Genomic DNA, 17,845 nt, shown 5'->3' with positions numbered 1-17,845 from the left:
GAGGTGCTGGTGGTGCGAGCGGCCAATGGAAGCCCGGAGTCCAGCCCGGACGGATGCCTGTGGCATTCGTGTCTCTGCTACGTCCCTATCAGAGTGCCGACTTTAGCTGGCGGCAGCGCGAAAACCCAGCCCATCCAGGAAATGATGGGCTGGGTGAGGCTGGCGTCAGCGCACGGTGCGGTTGTTGTCGCCGCGCACGAACAGCTTCCTGATCGCGCCGCCGAGGAACAGCACGCCGATCAGCAGCAGCTTCCAGAACTTGGCCAACAGCAGGCCGAGCTTGGCGAACAGGCCCGCCTTGGCCGCCAGGCCACCGCCGATCAGCGTAGCCACGCCATAGGCAGCGACCTTGTCGGTGCTGGGGTTGTGGTCGGCGTAACGCGCGCCCTGGTCGAACTCGGCCAGCGGCAGCAGTTTGTCCATGCCGTCGCGCACGGTTGCCAGTTCGGTCATCCCGGAAACGGCATTCAAGCTCAGGTAGCCATGCCGGCCGAGCACGCGGATGTCGTAATTGAGCGTGTGATCGGGCTGGTCGTTGAAGGCCAGCTCGCGCGCCCAATAGAGCTTCTTGCTGCCGGCTTCGTAACGCGGCGGTACCGCCCAGCCGACCAGGTCGAGCGAGCCGTAGCCTGCCTTGATGCGTTCCGGGTTGCTGTCGCGGGTATCGGCCTGCATGGTCTTGAGCAGATCGTCATAGTCGATCTTGCTGGCATCTTCGTCCGACACGTAGCCATCGTCGGACCAGGTCACCACCACGGCCCAGCTGCCCTGTTCGTTCAAGCCCGGGCTGCGCGGCACGATCATGCCGAGCACGCTGTCATCCGGCGGATTGCCCCACATGTCTTCCAGCACGCGGCGCGCATCGGCCTTGTCCAGATAGCGGAACTCGTCATTCAAATTGAAGTGGGCCCGTGCCTCGGGCACCTCGATCTGCCCGCTGCGGAACTGCAGCGACTGCTCGAACTGTTCCGCGCTGATGCCCTGTTCTTCCTGGGCAGCGTCCTGGGCGGAGGCGGCAAAGGAAACCACACACAACAGTGCCACAGCAGCCAACAGGCGCTGCGCCACGATTTTCATCGACTTCATGTCAAACCCTCGAAGGCGTCCCCACGCCAGGGCCGGCAGTGTGCACCCGCAAGGTGGTTGCCGACAATGCCTGCAGGCTCAGCCCTGCATGCCGCGGTACTGATCCTTGACCCTGACGTAGTGGTCGGCCGAATAGCGCAGGCCCTCGATATCCTTCTCGCTGAGCTGGCGCATCAGGCGCGCCGGATTGCCAGCCCACAATTCGCCGCTGCGCACCACCTTGCCCGGCCCGACCACCGCACCGGCGGCGATGAAGGCGTTGGCTTCAATCACCGCGCCATCGAGGATGCAGGCGCCCATGCCGATCAGGCAGTAATCGCCGATCGTGCAGGCGTGGATGATGCAGCCATGGCCGACGGTGACGCCTTCGCCGATCAACGTCGGGTAGCCGCCCTTGTTGTAGGGGCTGTCGTGGCTGACATGGATGATGGTGCCGTCCTGCACATTGGTGCGTGCACCGATGCGCACGTAGTTCACATCACCGCGGATCACCGTGCCCGGCCACACCGAGGCATCATCGCCAATCTGCACATCACCGATGATGGTGCAGGCCTCGTCGATATAGACGCGCTCACCGAGAGTGGGGGTTTTATCCAGGAAGGGGCGCAGTGCGGGCATGGTGGAGCCTTGGAGGACGTATTTGGCAGGCAACATCATAGTCGTAGTTGCTCTGTCGGCAGCTTCAGCGAGGTGCGTGTGCAGTCAGCATTTGTCTGAACAGCTCGTCCAGTGCGTTGGCGTCACCCGTGCCTGCGGCAAGTAAGGGCGGCGTGCTGCTACGGCGTTCGAGTTCGATGTCGATGTAGTCGCTGATCGCAGCAATACGTGGGCCATCAGCAACCTCCGCGCTACGTCGCTTTACCGTCAATAGTTGATCGATGGCGGTACGTACTTCACCTTCGGGAAGCAGGCGATCAAGCAGATTCTCGAACGCCATGGGCGGCGGCGAGGGCTCATTTTCTATCCACTGGCAGGCGAGTAGCGGGCGCAGGACGTACAGATATTTTTTGGTGCGCACACGATCACCTTTCAGATAGCCGCGATGATTGGCGCTGGCCATGTTGAAGTAATGCCACCAGCCGCCCAGGGGTGAGTGAAACTGCTGCACCGCGGCTTGCAGTTCTGAGATGGCCTGAGCGTCACCGCGATAGTGGATTGGTGAGCGCAGCCATTCGGACAGGGTTGGGTTGGATTTGGAGACCAGGCGCAATGCTTTGCGCAGGTCCCAGCCGCTGATGTCCAGCTCGTCATCGATGGGGAGCTCGATTACATCGCGTTGTGCTTCGCCAGGGCCGGTCCGTTCATTGACACTCAGGTACCAGGGCTGGCGATGGACATAGATGAAGCGGGCATCATAGTCGCTGTCCGGCGACGAGAATCCCCAGCCGCGGCTGCCGGATTCGCAGGCCATCAATACGCGTACGTCGTGCTGGCGTTCGATCTGCTCCAGCGCAGCGAGTACGGCTTGGCGTTTTTCCGGGTCGATCGGATGAATGTCCATATTCTGCGGCTCCTGTAGCGGGAGCCGCAGTCTAGTCAGGGCGCGCGCGAAAGGCACCCCTGCCCAGCCCTCCCCTCCGCCTTCGGCGCAAGGGAGGGGGCTGTTTCGCGTGTTCTTTCAGATGGCGGGGCGCCGCTTCTGCCCCCTCCCTTTGGCGCAGCCAAGGGGAGGGTTGGGGAGGGGTAAAGCTTCTAAGCTCCCGCCACCACCAACCCCAATCAGAACCTCAAGCCACCTTGCCGCGTCGCGCCCGCTCCAGGTGCACCAGCAACAAGGAAATTGCTGCCGGCGTCATCCCCGGAATACGCTGCGCCTGACCAATCGTCTGCGGGCGCACCCGCTCCAGCTTCTGCAGTGCTTCGGCCGACAAACCACGCACCGAAGCAAAGTCGAAACCTTCAACAATCACGGTGTTCTCATGCCGCTGCTGGCGCTCGATCTCATCGCGTTGGCGGTCCAGATAGCCGGCGTACTTGACGCTGATTTCCACCTGCTCGGCCACGCGCGCATCTTCAACCCCGGGCCCAAGCGACGGCACCTGCATCAACTTGGCGTAATCCAGTTCCGGGCGCTTGATCAGGTCCAGCACATTGGTTTCACGACTGACTGCCACGCCGGTGGCGTCGGCGACTTCGCGGCCCAATGCATTGCCCGGCGTTGCCCAGATACCACGCAGGCGCGCGCTCTCGCTGGCAACGGCGGTCTGCTTGGTTTCGAACGCAGACCAGCGGCGATCATCGACCAGGCCCAGCTCGCGGCCTTTCGGCGTCAGGCGGGTGTCGGCATTGTCTTCGCGCAGCTGCAGCCGGTATTCGGCGCGGCTGGTGAACATGCGGTAGGGCTCGCTGGTGCCGTGGGTGATCAGGTCGTCGACCAGCACGCCGATGTAGGCTTCATCGCGACGCGGGCACCAGCCGTCCTTGCCCTGCACGAACAGCGCGGCGTTGATGCCGGCCAACAGGCCCTGCGCACCGGCTTCTTCGTAACCAGTGGTGCCGTTGATCTGGCCGGCGAAGAACAGGCCGTTGACCTGGCGGGTCTCCAGCGTGTTCTTCAAGCCGCGTGGGTCGAAGAAGTCGTATTCGATGGCGTAGCCGGGGCGGGTGATATGCGCCTGCTCGAAACCACGGATGCTGCGCACCAGTTCCAGCTGCACGTCGAACGGCAGCGAGGTGGAGATGCCGTTGGGATAGATCTCGACCACGTCCAGGCCTTCCGGCTCGACGAAGATCTGGTGGCTGTTCTTCTCGGTGAAGCGCACCACCTTGTCCTCGATCGACGGGCAGTAGCGCGGGCCGATGCCTTCGATCTGGCCGCTGTACAGCGGCGAGCGGTGCAGGGCGCCACGGATGATGTCGTGGGTGCGCTCGCTGGTATGGGTGATCCAGCAGCTCACCTGCTGCGGATGCTCGCTGACATCGCCCAGGTAGGACATCACCGGCAGCGGATCGTCGCCGGGCTGTTCGTCCATCACGCTGTAGTCCAGCGAGCGGCCGTCGATGCGCGGCGGGGTGCCGGTCTTCAGGCGGTCGATGACGAACGGGCGCTCGCGCAGGCGTGCGGCCAGCGTGGTCGCCGGCGGGTCGCCCATGCGACCAGCGGTGTACTGGGTTTCGCCGATGTGGATCTTGCCGGCCAGGAAGGTGCCCGCAGTGAGCACCACGGCAGCAGCATGAAAGCTCAGGCCGGTCTGGGTGATGGCACCGCGCACGGCGTCGCCTTCAATGATCAGGTCGTCCACCGCTGCCTGGAACACGGTCAGGTTCGGCTGCGCCTCGACGATGCCGCGGATCGCCATCCGGTACAGGTTGCGATCGGCCTGGCAGCGGGTGGCGCGTACGGCCGGGCCCTTGGAGGCATTGAGCGTGCGCCACTGGATGCCGGCGCGGTCGGCGGCATGTGCCATCGCCCCGCCGAGCGCATCGATCTCCTTGACCAGGTGGCCCTTGCCGATGCCGCCGATGGCCGGGTTGCAGCTCATCGCGCCGACGGTCTCGACGTTGTGGGTCAGCAGCAGGGTGCGGGCACCGCCGCGCGCTGCGGCCAGTGCCGCTTCGGTGCCAGCGTGGCCGCCGCCAATGACGATGACGTCGTAACGGTAGAAGGAGTCGCTCATGGGCGTGAGATCGGTCAAGAAGTGTGAAGTCCGTCGGATGGGTATTTCCCCACGGTGTGACGGCGTATGTGGTGATTTTACCGCCAACCGCAATCAGGTACGCATCAACCCTAAAGTTGGCACGCAACCTGCAGTTAATACATTGCACCCAACGTGGCATGCGACATAGGCGCAACAAGGTCGGAATTGGAACAGGGGCCGACCGAAGCGTACGTTGGGGTAGCAGGGGGCCGGTAGTCGGGGGACTACCGGCCTTGCAATCCAGCAGGGCCCGCCTTGGCGGGAAAGCGTTAAAAGACAAAGCCCCGGCCTAGGCCGGGGCTTTGTCTTTTTAGGCGCCGATGTCCGACAGGGCCGGAACAGGGGGGATCCAGATTTCCTGGCGGACATCGACATTGAACTGTCTGGGCGGGACCGGTTGGGTCACTATGCGACGTTAGCGGTCACCCGTGGGACAAAGAATGCCTGCATTTACGCCAATTGCAACCTTTTTATCGTTCCTGGATACGGACGCCACCCGGCTGCCGGGATTGTGACGGCTGTCGGGCCGGCATCGGCCGTGCCTGAATAGCCGGGCGAGCAGCGGGCTGGGGCCGCTGCATCGCCTGCTGCATGGGCTGGGCGCGCTGCATCGGCTGGTTGTTGGCGCGCGGCTGCGGGCGGCTCAGATTGTCCAGGTTGCGCCACGGCGACTTGTTGCCGCCGCCATTGACCGGCGGTGGCGGCCGGGTCGGGCGCCCGTCGTTACCGCCATTGCCGTTGCCCGGCGGACGTGGACCGTTGCCGCCATGGTTGTGGTCGCCGCCACCGCCCGTGCGCGGACCATGGCCGTTGCCATTGCCATTGCCATTGCCCGGCGGACGCGGACCATTGCCGTGATAGGGCGGGCGCGGGCGGTTGTAGTTGGGCCGGTAGACCGGGTAACCGTAGTTGCCGTAGCCGTAATAGCCGCTGCCATAGCCATAACCGCCGTAGCCGCCATAACCGTAGCCACTGTTCGGGTAGCCATACGGATAGCTGTACTGCACCGAGGGGGCGCCGTGGTAATAGCCGCCCGAGCCGCCGCCTACGTAGTCGTACGAGGCGCAGCCGGACAGGCCCAACAACAGGCCGGTGGAAATAATCAGGCGCTTGATCATGAAAGGTCCCCCCTGGTGGGTATGGCATCCAGCTTCGGGCCGCAGCGTTGAATCGACCCTTAATTCGCATCTACATGGCTGAACATACAACGTGTGCGCAGATGAGATGGTCGCAGGGCCGGGGCCTGGGCTAACCTTTGAGCATGAATGAACTCCCCCTGCCCGGATTTGCCGAGGTTCTGGCGGCGGCGGCACGTATTGCCGCCCACGCGACGGTCACCCCGGTGCTGCGCGCGCGCGCGCTGGATGCGCTGGCCGGCGCCAGCCTGCATTTCAAGGCTGAACACCTGCAGCGCAGTGGCGCTTTCAAGTTCCGCGGGGCCTGCAACGCGGTGTGGTCGCTGGATGTGGAGCACGCCCGGCACGGTGTGGTGACCCATTCCTCGGGCAACCACGGCGCAGCGTTGGCGCTGGCGGCGCACTCGCGCGGCATTCCCTGTCATGTGGTGGTGCCTGAAGGCGCGGTGGCGGCCAAGCTGGCCAATATCGAGCGCAACCAGGCCACATTGTGGCGCTGCGCACCAACCCAGGCTGCGCGTGAGGCGGAGTGCCTGCGCGTGCAGCGCGAAACCGGCGCAACCCTGGTCCATCCCTACGCCGACCCGCGGGTAATCGCCGGGCAGGGCACCGCCGTGCTGGAACTCATCCGCCAGGCCGGGACCCAGTTGGATGTGCTGGTGGTGCCGGTCGGCGGCGGTGGCCTGGCCGCTGGCAGCCTGCTGGCGATGCAGCAGTTGTTGCCCAATTGCGAGCTGGTGCTGGCCGAACCTGCCGGTGCCGCCGATACCGCACGTTCACTGGCGGCAGGTGAGCGGCTGATCGACTTCGTGCCGGATACGCTCTGCGACGGCCTGCGCGGTGCGCTGGGCGCGCCGAATTTCGAGCTGCTGCACGGTGCGGCGCAGGTGATCAGCGTGGACGATGCCGATACCGTGGCCGCGATGCGGCTGATCTGGCAGGTAATGAAGCAGACCGTTGAACCTTCCTCGGCGATCACTCTGGCCGCAGTGCTGGCACAGCCGCAGCGCTTTGTCGGACGCAGCGTGGGTTTGGTGCTGTCCGGTGGCAACGTGGACCTGGATGCCTTGCCATGGGTGCAGGCATGAAGTCAGCAGTTCGACGCACGGGCCTGATGGGTTGGGTGTGGCGCTTGTGTGTGTTGTTGCTGCTGTGGCTGCTGGGTGTGGCGGCATGGATCATCTGGGTGGGTGACCGCGATCAGGCCGCGCCTGCCGACGCCATCATCGTGCTCGGTGCCGCAGCCTACGATGCCAAGCCGTCGCCGGTGTTCGAAGAGCGCATCCGCCATGGCCTGGATCTGTACCAGCAGGGTTATGCGCCCAAGTTGATTTTCACTGGTGGCTTCGGTGGCGCGGGCGCGCGTTTCTCCGAGTCGCAGGTGGCGCGGCGTTACGCGTTGAAGCAGAAGGTTCCGGGCAAGGACATCCTGATCGAAACCCGCTCGCGCACCACCCGCCAGAACCTGGTCGAGGCCAAGCAGGTGATGCTGAAGCACGACATGCACAAGGTGATCGTGGTCAGCGACCCGCTGCACATGGCACGCGCGCTGCGCCTGTCCAGGGAGCTGGGCATCGATGCGCTGGCATCGTCGACGCCGAGTACGCGTTTCCGCAGCTTCCATACCAGCTGGCGTTTCCTGCTGCAGGAGGTTTATTTCTTCCACCGCGACCTGTTCGTAAAAGGGGCTTGAGCGGTGTTGTCGGCTTCGAGGGGAAAGTAATGTCTGGCAATGAATCTTCGCGGCAGCAGGCCGTGGCACTGGTGACTGCGTACTACGCGGCGTTCAATCGTGGCGACTGGGCGGGCATGCTGGCCTGCCTGAGCGAAGACGTGGCGCATGACTTGAACCAAGGTCCGCGTGAAACCGGCCGCGCTGTGTTTGCTGTGTTCCTGCAGCGCATGGAAGCCAGCTACCGCGAGCAGCTGCACGATGTGGTGGTGATGGCCAGCGATGACGGCCTGCGGGTAGCGGCCGAGTACGTGGTGCACGGCGAGTATCACCACACCGATGAAGGCCTGCCGCCGGCACAAGGGCAGCGCTACGTATTGCCGGGTGGCGCGTTCTTCGACCTGCGCGACGGCAAGATCAGCCGCGTCAGCAACTACTACAACCTGCAGGACTGGATCACGCAGGTAGCGGGCGCGTAGCAACACCGCGCTTTTTTGCTTTCTGCTTTCTGCTTCTTGTGGGAGCGGCGTAAGCCGCGAAGCTGGTAATGCTGGTAGCTTGGCTGGCCTGCAATCTGAAGTTGCCTGAGCTTGGCGGCTTCGCCGCTTCCCCTCTCCTGCCTTCGGCATCCTCTCCCGCAAGCTTCCCCGGATCCTTACTCCGTCGTCTTCCGCCGAATCGGAATCGCCGACAGCGGCACGCTCGCCACATCCTGTCCTTGCTCGCGAATCGGCGCGCCCGGTGCCGGCGCCCAGGCGTGCGCGTACACCACTTCCCAGCTGCTCGGCAGCTTGCCGTCCGCGCGCCGCAGCGGCTCGTAAGCATCGCGTGCAGCCGCAAAACGGCTGCGGCCGGTCAAGGTATGGCGACGGCTATGCATGGCGTTGGTGGCGCCGATCGCCTTGAGTTCGCGCATCAGCGTCGGCAGGTCGTCGTAGGTCAGGGTGAACATGTCGCGGTCCAACACCGGATCGCGGAAGCCGGCCATCATCAAGGCGTCGCCGAACTGGGCGATCTGCACGAAATGGCTGACATGCGAGGTGTCATCGGCCTGCGCAAAGGCCTGGCGCAGCTCCACCAGCGTGTCATGCGCAAACGTGGAACAGACCAGCAGGCCATTGGGCTTGAGCACGCGGCGGAAGCCGGCAAATACCGCCGGCAGGTCTTCCACCCACTGCAGGCACAGGTTGCTGTAGATCACGTCCACACTGTTGTCGGCCAGCGGCAGGGCGCGGGCGTCGGCGCAGACGCGTGAGAACGGGCGCCACCAGCCGGCCTGCTTCTTGGCTTCGGCCAGCATTGGCAGGGCCAGGTCCAGCGCGATCACCTGCGCCTTCGGCCAACGCTTCTTCATCGCTGCGGTGGCGTGGGCCGGGCCGCTGCCGACGTCCAACACCACCTGCGGTTGCCGGTCTTCCAGATAGTCCAACGACTCCAGCAGACGCTTGGCTACTTCCTGCTGCAGCACGGCGGCGGCGCGGTAGCTGCTGGCGGCGCGCGAGAAGGCGCGGCGGACGTGTTTGGGGTCGAACAGAGAAGGCATGGCGGTGATTCGGATTCGTAATTCAGGATGGGAAGCGCTGCTGTGCTCAGGCAACCGACGACATCATCGGCCAGCCAGCGCGAATGGCCGCGTAACCGCTCACGCGCAGCCAGCAACAAACTGTTGCAGCAGCCCGGCAACGTGATCGGCATGGCCAAGGAAAGGCGCGTGGCCGCCACCTTCGATGGTGTGGGCGCTGTGCAGGCCTGCCGGCGCCAATGCGGCGGCCTGGTGCATGGCCTTGGACGGCACCAGGCGGTCGCGCTGGCCGCCTATCCACAGGCCGGGCTTGTTCAAGCTGGGCAGACTGCCACGCAGGTCACTACGCTCAAGCAGGGTCAGGCCTTCGTGCAGGGCGCGGGGGGCCGGTTCGCCGCGTTCGACCAGCGCATCGCGCAGGGTGCGCAGTTCGCTGCGGGCGTGCTGCGAGCCCATCACGTCCAGGGCGAGAAAGCGCTCCAGGGTGCCGCGGTAATCCTGTTCCAGATCACGGCCGAACTGCTCGAACACCACCGGTTCCACTGCATTGGGCCAATCCGCATCGCGGACGAAGCGCGGCGTGGCTGCCAGCATTGCCAGCCCACGCACCTGCGGCAATGTGGCGGCGCCGTGCAGGGCGGCCAGCCCGCCCAGCGACCAGCCGCACCACACCGCGGCCGGGGTGGCGCTGGCGATGGCGTTGACCAGGTACGGCAGGCGCAAGGGCGTGGCGTCGTCGCGGCTATGGCCATGCCCGGGTAGGTCGACCACATGCAGCTCGAAGTGCGGCGCCAGCCGTTCCACCAGTGGCGCGAAGATGCCGCCATGCAATGCCCAGCCGTGGATCAGGACCAATGCCGGGCCGCTGCCGGTGACTTCGATATGCATGGCGTTACAACCGGTTCTCAGGCAACAGTGTTCAGGGACTTCTGGTACAGCACCACATCGCGGGCCTTGGCGATGGCGTCCACCAGTGCCTTGACCTGCTCGACGGTATGCAGCGCCGACATGGTCACGCGCAGGCGCGCCTTGCCTTCGGGCACGGTCGGCGGGCGGATCGCACTGACCAGGAAGCCGGACTGCTCCAGCGTCGCCGACAAGGCCATCACCGTCGCTTCGTCGCCGCACAGCAGCGGTTGGATCGGGGTTTCCGAGGCCATCAGCTCCAACCCGTGGCGGCGCGCGCCCTCGCGGAAGCTGGCGATCAATTCAGTCAGTTTTTCGCGGCGCCAATGGTCGCGGCGGGCCAGCTTCACTGCCGCCAGCGAGGCGGCAGCCTGTGCCGGTGGCAGGGCGGTGGTGTAGATGTAAGGGCGTGCGGTTTCGGCCAGGTGCTGGATCAGCGCGTCTTCGCCCACAACCACTGCGCCGTGGCTACCAAGTGCTTTGCCCAGGGTAGCCAGCTGCAGCGGAACCTCCTTCACGCCAAGGCCGGCATCGGCCACGCAGCCGCGGCCATGTTCGCCGATCACGCCAATGCCGTGGGCGTCGTCCACATAGAACAGCGCCTCCTGCATGCGTGCCACCAGCGACAGCGAGCGCAGCGGGGCGATATCGCCATCCATGCTGAAGACACCGTCGGTGACCAGCATGGCGGCGCCGTCGGCGGTGTTCTTGAGCTGGCGCATGGCGCCTTCGCTGTCCAGGTGTGGATAGCGGCGCAGGCGGCAGCCGGCCAGGCGGCTGGCATCGAGCAGGCTGGCGTGGTTGAGCCGGTCCTGCACGCAGATATCGGTTTCTTCGCTCAGCAGCGCCTGCTGCACGGCGAGGTTGGCCATGAAGCCGCTGTCGAACAGCAGGGCGCGCGGGTAGCCGAGCCAGTCGGCCATCTCGCGTTCGAGCTGCTCGTGCACGCTGTGGTGGCCACAGACCAGGTGCGAGGCGGTGCTGCCGGCGCCTTCGCGGCCGGCGGCGTCCTGCAGCGCGGCGATCACCTCGAACTGTTGCGACAGGCCGAGGTAGTCGTTGCTGCAGAAGCCGGTCAACCAGCGGCCGTCCAGCTCCAATCGCACCCCGTCACGGCGGCTGATGCTGCGCCGGGTGCGGATGCGGCCCTGGGCAAGCCGCAGCTTGCGCTGGGCGTGGATGCGGTCGTGGATGTCAGGACGGGCCATGGCAAGGTTCATGGTCAAGCGGGCGGCTAGCGTACCCGGTTGCCTGTAAGAATGCCCAAGCGGCGCCCCGCGGGCGGGGCGCCAGCCAGATCAGGCGCTGCGGGCGCAGAGCGGGGCGATATCCAGGTGCACCGTGCCGGGGTGGTCGTGGTCGTCGGCGTCCACGGATACCTGCATCGGGCTGATGCCGAGGCGGGCGAACAGGGCCTGGTCGCGCTCGGTGTCCGGGTTGCCGGTGGTCAGCAGCTTTTCGCCGTAGAAGATGGAGTTGGCGCCAGCCAGGAAGCACAGCGCCTGCAGCTCGTCACTCATGCTTTCGCGGCCGGCCGACAACCGCACCATCGAGCGCGGCATCACGATGCGGGCCACCGCGATCATGCGCACGAACTCGAACGGATCGAGCTCGGCGCTGCCGTGCAGAGGGGTACCGGCAACCTGCACCAGGCGGTTGATCGGCACCGAATCCGGGTGCGCCGGCAGGTTGGCCAGCGCCTGCAGCAGGCCGGCGCGGTGCTCGCGGGTCTCGCCCATGCCGACGATGCCGCCACAGCAGGTTTTCATGCCGGCGTTGCGCACGTGTTCCAGCGTATCCAGGCGGTCCTGGTACTGGCGGGTATGGATGATGGAGTCGTAGTAATCCGGCGCGGTGTCCAGATTGTGGTTGTAGTAGTCCAGCCCTGCGTCCTTCAGCGCCTGTGCCTGGTGGCCTTCAAGCATGCCCAGGGTGGCGCAGGTCTCCAGACCCAGCGACTTCACCTCGCGGATCATCGCCGCGACCTTGGGGATGTCACGGTCCTTGGGCGAGCGCCAGGCTGCACCCATGCAGAAGCGCGAGGCGCCGGCCTGCTTGGCGGCGCGGGCGCGGGCCACCACGCTGTCGGTGTCCATCAGCTTCTGCGCGTCCACGCCGGTGTCGTAGCGCTGGGCCTGCGGGCAGTAGGCGCAGTCTTCCGGGCAACCGCCGGTCTTGACCGAGAGCAGGGTGGAAACCTGTACCTGCGCCGGGTCGAAGTGCTGGCGATGCACGCTGGCTGCGCGGTGCAGCAGCTCGGGGAAGGGCAGTTCGAGCAGGGACAGCAGCTCTTCGCGCTTCCAGTCGTGGCGGATGACGGTGGACATCGGTGTTACCTGACAGATGGGGCGATGGAAGCGGCGCAGTCTGGTCAGCATACACATTGCTGTCAACCATCAAATGAAGAGTCTGGTTTACAGGGTCGGGGGGCGGCTGTCGGCCTTGCTGTTCCCACCGCGCTGCCTGGTCTGCGGCGAGGACGGCGTGCCGGGGCGGGATCTGTGCCTGGCCTGCAGCGCTGGATTGCCATGGCAGCGGGCTGCTTGCCGGCGTTGCGCGCTGCCGTTGCCAGGCGCTGATGCGGAGGGGCTATGCGGCACCTGCCAGCGATCAAGCTCGCCCCTGCAGTCGGTGCTGGCGGCCTTTACCTATCGCGCGCCGATTGACGGTTTGTTGCTGCGGTTCAAATTTCACCATGACCTCAGCGCCGGGCGGCTGTTGTCGAGCTTGTTGCTGGAGGCGGTGCGCGAGGCCGAGCGCCCGCAGGCGATCGTGCCGGTACCGCTGCACCTGTCACGGCTGCGCCAGCGCGGTTATGACCAGGCCTGGGAACTGGCCAAGCCGGTGGCGCGCGCGCTGCAGCTGCCACTGTGCCGGGGTCTGCATCGGCGCCGTTCCACCCAGCCGCAATCGGAGCTGGATGCAGTGGAGCGCAAACGCAATCTGCGTGGCGCCTTCATTGCGGTGGGGCAGGTGCCCGCACATGTGGTGCTGCTGGATGACGTGATGACCACCGGCGCCACCTTGCACGCTGCGGCGCTCACCCTGCACCGCGCCGGCGTGCAGCGGGTGGATGCCTGGGTCTGCGCGCGGGTGCCGTGATTGCCGTCGGTGTGATTGCAAGCCTGGGCCTGCGTTGCAACTGGCTTGAATTAGCGGATGTCATCTCTACATGCCATTACTACGGCTATGGGCCTAGACTGGGATTGAAAGGCCTTTACACCTGTTCAACATGAGGAGACAGACATGGGTGCTTCCCCGGGTTTTCCTGCTGGATCGCTGTTTGGCACATTGACGCGCAACTGGTGGGTGCTGCTGCTGTTCGGCCTGTTTGCAGTGATTTTTGGCGTGCTGGCAGTGATGGCGCCGGTGCGTACCGCCGCTGTTCTGGCGTGGTGGCTGGGCATCATGGCCATCGTTGAAGGCGTGGTGGTATTGGTATCAGCCTTCAATGGCTCGGCACCGGTCTCGCGTGGCTGGGCATTGTTCTATGCGCTGGCATCAATCGGTTTTGGTGTGCTGGCGGTGATCAACCCGCTGGCAACGGCCAGCGTGCTGCTGCTGTTCCTGGCCGCTTGGCTGGTGGTGGGCGGCATCTACCGCATCGTCTTCGCCATCCGCGTGCGCAAGCAGATCACGGGTGAGTGGATGCTGATCGTCAGCGGTCTGCTGGCAGTGGCCTTGGGCGTGATGTTCGCACTCAACCCGATTGCGGGCCTGGCAGTGACTTCGCTGTGGATCGGCGTGCTGGCCTTGATCTACGGCGTGCTGCAGATAGTTGCAGCGTTCCGCCTGCGCTCGCTGGGCAAGTCCATCGGCGCGGTCTAATGCTGTTTGTAGGAGCGGCGTAAGCCGCGAAGCAGATAGTCCATCAGATCCAAGAAAGACTGCGCCATCCGACATTGTGGGCTTCGCGGCTTACGCCGCTCCTACAAAGGGTCAACGGTACAGCAACAACGAAACGGCCCGCATCGCGGGCCGTTTCTTCAATCCAGATACTGGCTGGCGACGATGCCGGCGAACAACACCGCGCCGACCCAGTTGTTGTGCAGGAAGGCCTTGAAGCAAGGCTCACGCTCGCGGTCGCGGCATAGCCAGAACTCGTAAACCACCAAGGCCATCGCCACGCCGATACCGGCCCAATACGCCCAGCCCAGCTCCGCGCGCTGCCCCACCAACGCCATCGCAGCGAAGAACAGCGCGTACAGGATGCCCTGGATCACCAGGTCCAGATCGCCGAACAGGATGGCGGTGGAATGCGAGCCCACCTTCAGGTCATCGTCGCGGTCGACCATGGCGTACCAGGTGTCGTAGGCGGTGGACCAGAGGATGTTGGCGGCGTACAGCACCCAGCCCAGTGGCGGCACTTCGCCCTGGATGGCGGCGAAGGCCATCGGGATGCCCCAGCCGAAGGCCATGCCCAGGTATACCTGCGGCAGATGCGTGTAGCGCTTCAGGTAGGGATAGCTGGCGGCGAGGAACACGCCGATGAAGCTCAGCGCTATGGTCAAGGCATTCAGGGTCAGCACCAGCGCGAATGCGACCAGCATCAAGCCGGCGAACAGCAGCAGCGCCGCGCGGCCGGAGATCGCCCCGGTGGCCAGCGGTCGGTCCTTGGTGCGTTTGACGTGCGGGTCCAGCCAGCGGTCGGCGTAGTCGTTGATCACGCAGCCGGCCGAGCGGGTCAGCCAGACGCCGGCGCTGAACACGAACAGTATCCACAGCGGCGGCAGGCCGTCGGCGGCCAGCCACAGCGCCCACCAGGTGGGCCACAGCAGCAGCAGGGTGCCGATCGGGCGGTCGGCGCGCATCAATTTCCAGTAGTGCCCGAACCGCGAAGTGCCAGCTGCGGTGGACGGTGTAGTTGGGAGACGGCTCATGCGTAAAGGTTAACAGCTGGGCCGGATTTTCCTGCCCAACTGCAGCGATCCATGGGTGGGGGCAGACCTGCGGATGCTTTTGCCGTTAGAATGCGCGTCCGCCCGGCTCAGCCGGCCGGAGCACAATGCGCCCGTAGCTCAGCCGGATAGAGTAGTGGCTTCCGAAGCCATTGGTCGGGGGTTCGAATCCCTCCGGGCGCGCCAGATTGAAGTCCGAGCATGTCTCAGGATGTCCAAAACCCCAGAGAAATCTGGGGTTTTTCTTTATCCGTAGTCCAATCAGGTCCGGGGGCATCTATTGCAATCCGGGTCATCCGGGGGCAACTTCGGGGGCATCCCGACCCCCGAAATACGGAAATGCCCCCAATGGCCCTGACTGACATCCAAGTACGTAAAGCCAAACCTGCCGAGAAGCCCCAGCGACTCTTCGATGGCGGAGGGCTCTACCTCGAGGTCAGCCCTTCGGGTGGCAAGCTGTGGCGGTGGAAGTATCGCGTTGCTGGAAAGGAAAAGCGGCTGGCCTTGGGTTCATACCCCGAGGTGAGCTTGGCTGAAGCCCGTGAGAAGCACATGGCGGCACGAAAGACCTTGGCTAACGGCATTGACCCTGGCGAGCAGCGGAAGCTCGAAAAGCTGGTTCGCAGCGGAGGCTCTGAGAACAGCTTTGGTGCGATTGCGCTGGAGCTTCTCGCTATGCGAACCAAGAAGAACGCGAAATCTACGGCTGTAAGGAACGGAAGGATCATTGAGAAGGATCTCAATCCTTACATTGGTGATAGGCCGATCAATGAAATTTCCGCCGTCGAACTGCTTGCAGTGCTGCGAAAGATGGAGAAGAGGGGGGCAGTGGAGACGGCGCATCGAGCCCGTGGCATTGCAGGAATGGTTTTCCGGTACGCAATCGCTACAGGTAGGGCAGAGCGAAATCCTGCTGTTGACCTGATCGGCGCGTTGGAAGCGCCGCAAACGAAGCACTTCGCTAGCTTGACGGAGCCATCCGCGGTTGCACCGCTTCTACGTGCGATCTGGGGGTACGAAGGTAGTGCCATAGTAACCGCCGCGCTGAAGCTCTCACCCTTGCTATTTCCTCGCCCCGGCGAGCTGCGTAGCGCACGCTGGGCAGATATCGACCTTGAAGCAGCGGAGTGGCGGTATGTCGCTACCAAGACCAACACACCCCACATTGTTCCGTTGTCCAAGCAAGCAATTGAAGTTCTCACTGAGCTGCGCCCTCTCACCGCACGAGGCCAGTACGTTTTCCCGAGCCTTCATGGCAAAGGACGTCCGATGAGCGAGAACACGATAAACGCGGCCATACGCCGGATGGGGTTTGACTCAAAAACCATGACGGGGCATGGGTTCCGTGCAATGGCGCGGACTATTCTTGATGAGGTACTAGGGTTCCGCCCCGACTACATCGAGCATCAGCTTGCTCATGCGGTTCGTGACCCCAATGGACGCGCCTACAACCGCACTGCTCACTTGGGCGAGCGTCGCAAGATGATGCAGGAATGGGCAGACTATTTGGACAAACTGAGAGCTTAAAAGATAGATTCGTGCCCAATGCCGCGTTGACGCGTGGCGCAGTTCGAACGACGGTCTACCGGAGTTTTTAGATGATTGTTTTTGTTCGGCTGGTCAATGAGGGCGTCGACGTGTTCCGCCCGGTCGATGCTAAGCGAATTTCCGACCACGTGTTTGAAATCATTGACGAGTGGCCGGGTCTGGACGAGGTTTGGGAATTCACTCGTGGTGATCGTGTGCTCTGTGTTGACCATACCTTCCAGGACGGTTCGCAAGGTCTCCTTGCAGTTTCAGACTTCCAATCATCCCCAACCAATTGATAAGCCTGTTTCTCGGTGCGCCTGATGAAGTGTTGTGAGCGCCGGCTCCCGGCTGCATACACGCCCTAGTATGAGCGGATAGATCATATACTCGAGCATGCTTGTAGTAGCTCGATGCATATGGATATCAGGAATTGGTACCAATGGAACTTACCTATGAGTCTCCAGACGGCTTGCTTCGAATAGTCGAGCCGACTGCGCGACAAATCGCTGATGTTGTTCTATTGTCTCCCGCCAATTACTGGCGGCAAGGAGGGAATGGTCAAGCTCTGCTCTCCATTGCTGGGCGTCCTTGCCTATCGATACTGCAGCCAGGTGCTGGCCGATTCTTCTTGGAACTTCTTCTGCAGGATCGACTGGTTCCGTACGACGGAGGGAGTTGTACGGAGTTCTTGATCACAGAGATGGGAGGCGATCCGTTTCGTGTTCCGTTGGCCTGTACGTTGAAACCTGCCGTTGCAGCTTTGGCCCTTGCGGAGTTCGTACGAACGCGCAGACAACCTGGCGGAATTTGTTGGGTGCCTATGGGGGAAGTGCCATTCAAGGAAGGTTGGTACGATGAGTGAGGCGCGGATAGGCACAGAAGCTGCCGTTACAGCCCCCCAGCCAGGGCCGGAAATCCAGCACTCAGCATCGATTGTTCGGGGGATCCCTAGAGCTGGTTTTGATAGGACGCAAGATGCTGTCGGTGATCCGAGACAACTGCGGATATCCAGCGTGCCCTCGCGAGCAATAGGGTTGAACGCGGGAAAGTCTGTGCATGTTTTTGTGTAGACGGTATTTTGAATCGCTCTCGATCTTGTACGCGGTGGGCATTCGGGGGCATATTCGCTTTGGCCGCAAGGGCCTCATACGACCCAAAGCGGACATTTGCACGTCTGATCCATCTGGGTTGGGAGCGCTCGCCGAGCCTACTCCGGGTCCGGTTACACGTCGGCTTGTTAGCTGGATATAGCCACCCTAAAATCGAGGCGTGCCACAAAGGCAGCATTCGGACAGCTATGGATTTGGCAGAAAAAAGGACGCTTGGGACCGCCTATTGAAGATCTAGTGAATCGCCCAGGCTTTTGTAGACACTCTTCAGCCGTTTAGTGCGTACTGCCGTTCAAACTCTATCGGGGACAGGCCGCCATTGGAACCGTGTCGCCGTGTCGGGTTGTA

General features: G+C 63.7%; 17 protein-coding genes and 1 tRNA gene. 8 read left to right on the top strand and 10 right to left on the bottom strand.

The window, feature by feature from the left end:
- Window positions 1-165: 165 nt before the first annotated feature.
- The 5 genes from ACVOLV_RS16270 to ACVOLV_RS16250 all read right to left on the bottom strand — a co-directional run bounded on the left by ACVOLV_RS16270 (window position 166) and on the right by ACVOLV_RS16250 (window position 5,842).
- Window positions 166-1,086, bottom strand: coding sequence for a DUF2167 domain-containing protein (locus tag ACVOLV_RS16270; RefSeq protein ID WP_481555291.1), 921 nt, complete (start codon window positions 1,084-1,086; stop codon window positions 166-168).
- A 78-nt stretch (window positions 1,087-1,164) separates the two neighbouring features.
- Window positions 1,165-1,704: a gamma carbonic anhydrase family protein gene (locus ACVOLV_RS16265; protein WP_303750089.1), complete on the bottom strand. Its 540-nt coding sequence runs from the start codon at window positions 1,702-1,704 to the stop codon at window positions 1,165-1,167.
- Between the two features lie 64 nt (window positions 1,705-1,768).
- Complete coding sequence (locus tag ACVOLV_RS16260; protein WP_481555290.1) at window positions 1,769-2,587, bottom strand: nucleotidyltransferase domain-containing protein; 819 nt, start codon at window positions 2,585-2,587, stop codon at window positions 1,769-1,771.
- A gap of 226 nt (window positions 2,588-2,813) precedes the next feature.
- Window positions 2,814-4,703 (bottom strand): tRNA uridine-5-carboxymethylaminomethyl(34) synthesis enzyme MnmG, encoded by a 1,890-nt coding sequence (gene mnmG, locus ACVOLV_RS16255; protein WP_481555289.1) that lies wholly within the window; start codon window positions 4,701-4,703, stop codon window positions 2,814-2,816.
- Window positions 4,704-5,194: 491 nt separating this feature from the next.
- Window positions 5,195-5,842, bottom strand: coding sequence for a hypothetical protein (locus ACVOLV_RS16250; protein WP_481555288.1), 648 nt, complete (start codon window positions 5,840-5,842; stop codon window positions 5,195-5,197).
- A 143-nt stretch (window positions 5,843-5,985) separates the two neighbouring features.
- Here ACVOLV_RS16250 and ACVOLV_RS16245 point away from each other — a divergent pair, with 143 nt between their 5' ends.
- The 3 genes from ACVOLV_RS16245 to ACVOLV_RS16235 are packed head-to-tail and all read left to right on the top strand — an operon-like array spanning window position 5,986 to window position 8,011.
- Window positions 5,986-6,948: a pyridoxal-phosphate dependent enzyme gene (locus tag ACVOLV_RS16245; protein WP_481555287.1), complete on the top strand. Its 963-nt coding sequence runs from the start codon at window positions 5,986-5,988 to the stop codon at window positions 6,946-6,948.
- Window positions 6,933-7,553: a YdcF family protein gene (locus tag ACVOLV_RS16240; RefSeq protein WP_481555286.1), complete on the top strand. Its 621-nt coding sequence runs from the start codon at window positions 6,933-6,935 to the stop codon at window positions 7,551-7,553. Before ACVOLV_RS16245 ends, ACVOLV_RS16240 begins: the two co-directional genes overlap by 16 nt.
- Window positions 7,554-7,582: 29 nt before the next feature.
- Window positions 7,583-8,011: a ketosteroid isomerase-related protein gene (locus tag ACVOLV_RS16235; protein ID WP_481555285.1), complete on the top strand. Its 429-nt coding sequence runs from the start codon at window positions 7,583-7,585 to the stop codon at window positions 8,009-8,011.
- Window positions 8,012-8,187: 176 nt separating this feature from the next.
- On the opposite strand, the gene bioC is transcribed toward ACVOLV_RS16235, so the two are convergent.
- From bioC to bioB, 4 genes are all read right to left on the bottom strand, one after another.
- The gene (gene bioC / locus ACVOLV_RS16230; RefSeq protein ID WP_481555284.1) at window positions 8,188-9,075 is read right to left on the bottom strand and encodes a malonyl-ACP O-methyltransferase BioC; all 888 of its coding nucleotides are present in this window, start codon (window positions 9,073-9,075) and stop codon (window positions 8,188-8,190) included.
- A gap of 99 nt (window positions 9,076-9,174) precedes the next feature.
- Window positions 9,175-9,942, bottom strand: a complete 768-nt coding sequence (bioH, locus tag ACVOLV_RS16225; RefSeq protein WP_481555283.1) for a pimeloyl-ACP methyl ester esterase BioH — start codon at window positions 9,940-9,942, stop codon at window positions 9,175-9,177.
- Between the two features lie 17 nt (window positions 9,943-9,959).
- Window positions 9,960-11,168, bottom strand: a complete 1,209-nt coding sequence (gene bioF / locus ACVOLV_RS16220; RefSeq protein ID WP_481555282.1) for an 8-amino-7-oxononanoate synthase — start codon at window positions 11,166-11,168, stop codon at window positions 9,960-9,962.
- Window positions 11,169-11,258: 90 nt separating this feature from the next.
- A complete protein-coding gene (gene bioB / locus ACVOLV_RS16215; protein WP_481508107.1) occupies window positions 11,259-12,287 on the bottom strand; it encodes a biotin synthase BioB in 1,029 nt (342 codons plus the stop codon).
- Between the two features lie 73 nt (window positions 12,288-12,360).
- Here bioB and ACVOLV_RS16210 point away from each other — a divergent pair, with 73 nt between their 5' ends.
- Window positions 12,361-13,062, top strand: a complete 702-nt coding sequence (locus ACVOLV_RS16210; RefSeq protein WP_481555281.1) for a ComF family protein — start codon at window positions 12,361-12,363, stop codon at window positions 13,060-13,062.
- A 144-nt stretch (window positions 13,063-13,206) separates the two neighbouring features.
- Window positions 13,207-13,788, top strand: coding sequence for an HdeD family acid-resistance protein (locus tag ACVOLV_RS16205; protein WP_481555280.1), 582 nt, complete (start codon window positions 13,207-13,209; stop codon window positions 13,786-13,788).
- 158 nt (window positions 13,789-13,946) lie between these two features.
- Here ACVOLV_RS16205 and ubiA read toward each other — a convergent pair whose 3' ends face one another.
- Complete coding sequence (gene ubiA, locus ACVOLV_RS16200) at window positions 13,947-14,840, bottom strand: 4-hydroxybenzoate octaprenyltransferase (protein WP_481555279.1); 894 nt, start codon at window positions 14,838-14,840, stop codon at window positions 13,947-13,949.
- 127 nt (window positions 14,841-14,967) lie between these two features.
- Here ubiA and ACVOLV_RS16195 point away from each other — a divergent pair.
- From ACVOLV_RS16195 to ACVOLV_RS16185, 3 genes are all read left to right on the top strand, one after another.
- Window positions 14,968-15,044 (top strand) — tRNA-Arg (locus tag ACVOLV_RS16195).
- Window positions 15,045-15,206: 162 nt separating this feature from the next.
- Complete coding sequence (locus ACVOLV_RS16190; RefSeq protein WP_481555278.1) at window positions 15,207-16,385, top strand: tyrosine-type recombinase/integrase; 1,179 nt, start codon at window positions 15,207-15,209, stop codon at window positions 16,383-16,385.
- A 71-nt stretch (window positions 16,386-16,456) separates the two neighbouring features.
- Entirely contained in the window at window positions 16,457-16,684 is a 228-nt protein-coding gene (locus ACVOLV_RS16185) for a hypothetical protein (RefSeq protein ID WP_481555277.1), read from the top strand.
- Window positions 16,685-17,845: the final 1,161 nt, after the last annotated feature.

The organism is Stenotrophomonas sp. STEN023, from assembly GCF_056760135.1.
Note: the sequence above shows the minus strand (reverse complement) of the source record. Positions and strands in the feature narration are given on the sequence as shown.

Excerpts from the sequence above, each read along its gene's own strand:
- bioF (WP_481555282.1), bottom strand. The coding sequence starts at position 11,168 with ATGGCCCGTCCTGACATCCACGACCGCATCCACGCCCAGCGCAAGCTG.
- mnmG (WP_481555289.1), bottom strand. The coding sequence starts at position 4,703 with ATGAGCGACTCCTTCTACCGTTACGACGTCATCGTCATTGGCGGCGGC.
- bioB (WP_481508107.1), bottom strand. The coding sequence starts at position 12,287 with ATGTCCACCGTCATCCGCCACGACTGGAAGCGCGAAGAGCTGCTGTCC.
- ACVOLV_RS16265 (WP_303750089.1), bottom strand. The coding sequence starts at position 1,704 with ATGCCCGCACTGCGCCCCTTCCTGGATAAAACCCCCACTCTCGGTGAG.
- ACVOLV_RS16235 (WP_481555285.1), top strand. The coding sequence starts at position 7,583 with ATGTCTGGCAATGAATCTTCGCGGCAGCAGGCCGTGGCACTGGTGACT.
- ACVOLV_RS16190 (WP_481555278.1), top strand. The coding sequence starts at position 15,207 with ATGGCCCTGACTGACATCCAAGTACGTAAAGCCAAACCTGCCGAGAAG.
- bioC (WP_481555284.1), bottom strand. The coding sequence starts at position 9,075 with ATGCCTTCTCTGTTCGACCCCAAACACGTCCGCCGCGCCTTCTCGCGC.
- ACVOLV_RS16205 (WP_481555280.1), top strand. The coding sequence starts at position 13,207 with ATGGGTGCTTCCCCGGGTTTTCCTGCTGGATCGCTGTTTGGCACATTG.
- ACVOLV_RS16185 (WP_481555277.1), top strand. The coding sequence starts at position 16,457 with ATGATTGTTTTTGTTCGGCTGGTCAATGAGGGCGTCGACGTGTTCCGC.
- ACVOLV_RS16260 (WP_481555290.1), bottom strand. The coding sequence starts at position 2,587 with ATGGACATTCATCCGATCGACCCGGAAAAACGCCAAGCCGTACTCGCT.
- ACVOLV_RS16270 (WP_481555291.1), bottom strand. The coding sequence starts at position 1,086 with ATGAAGTCGATGAAAATCGTGGCGCAGCGCCTGTTGGCTGCTGTGGCA.
- ubiA (WP_481555279.1), bottom strand. The coding sequence starts at position 14,840 with ATGAGCCGTCTCCCAACTACACCGTCCACCGCAGCTGGCACTTCGCGG.
- ACVOLV_RS16210 (WP_481555281.1), top strand. The coding sequence starts at position 12,361 with ATGAAGAGTCTGGTTTACAGGGTCGGGGGGCGGCTGTCGGCCTTGCTG.
- ACVOLV_RS16250 (WP_481555288.1), bottom strand. The coding sequence starts at position 5,842 with ATGATCAAGCGCCTGATTATTTCCACCGGCCTGTTGTTGGGCCTGTCC.
- ACVOLV_RS16245 (WP_481555287.1), top strand. The coding sequence starts at position 5,986 with ATGAATGAACTCCCCCTGCCCGGATTTGCCGAGGTTCTGGCGGCGGCG.
- bioH (WP_481555283.1), bottom strand. The coding sequence starts at position 9,942 with ATGCATATCGAAGTCACCGGCAGCGGCCCGGCATTGGTCCTGATCCAC.
- ACVOLV_RS16240 (WP_481555286.1), top strand. The coding sequence starts at position 6,933 with ATGGGTGCAGGCATGAAGTCAGCAGTTCGACGCACGGGCCTGATGGGT.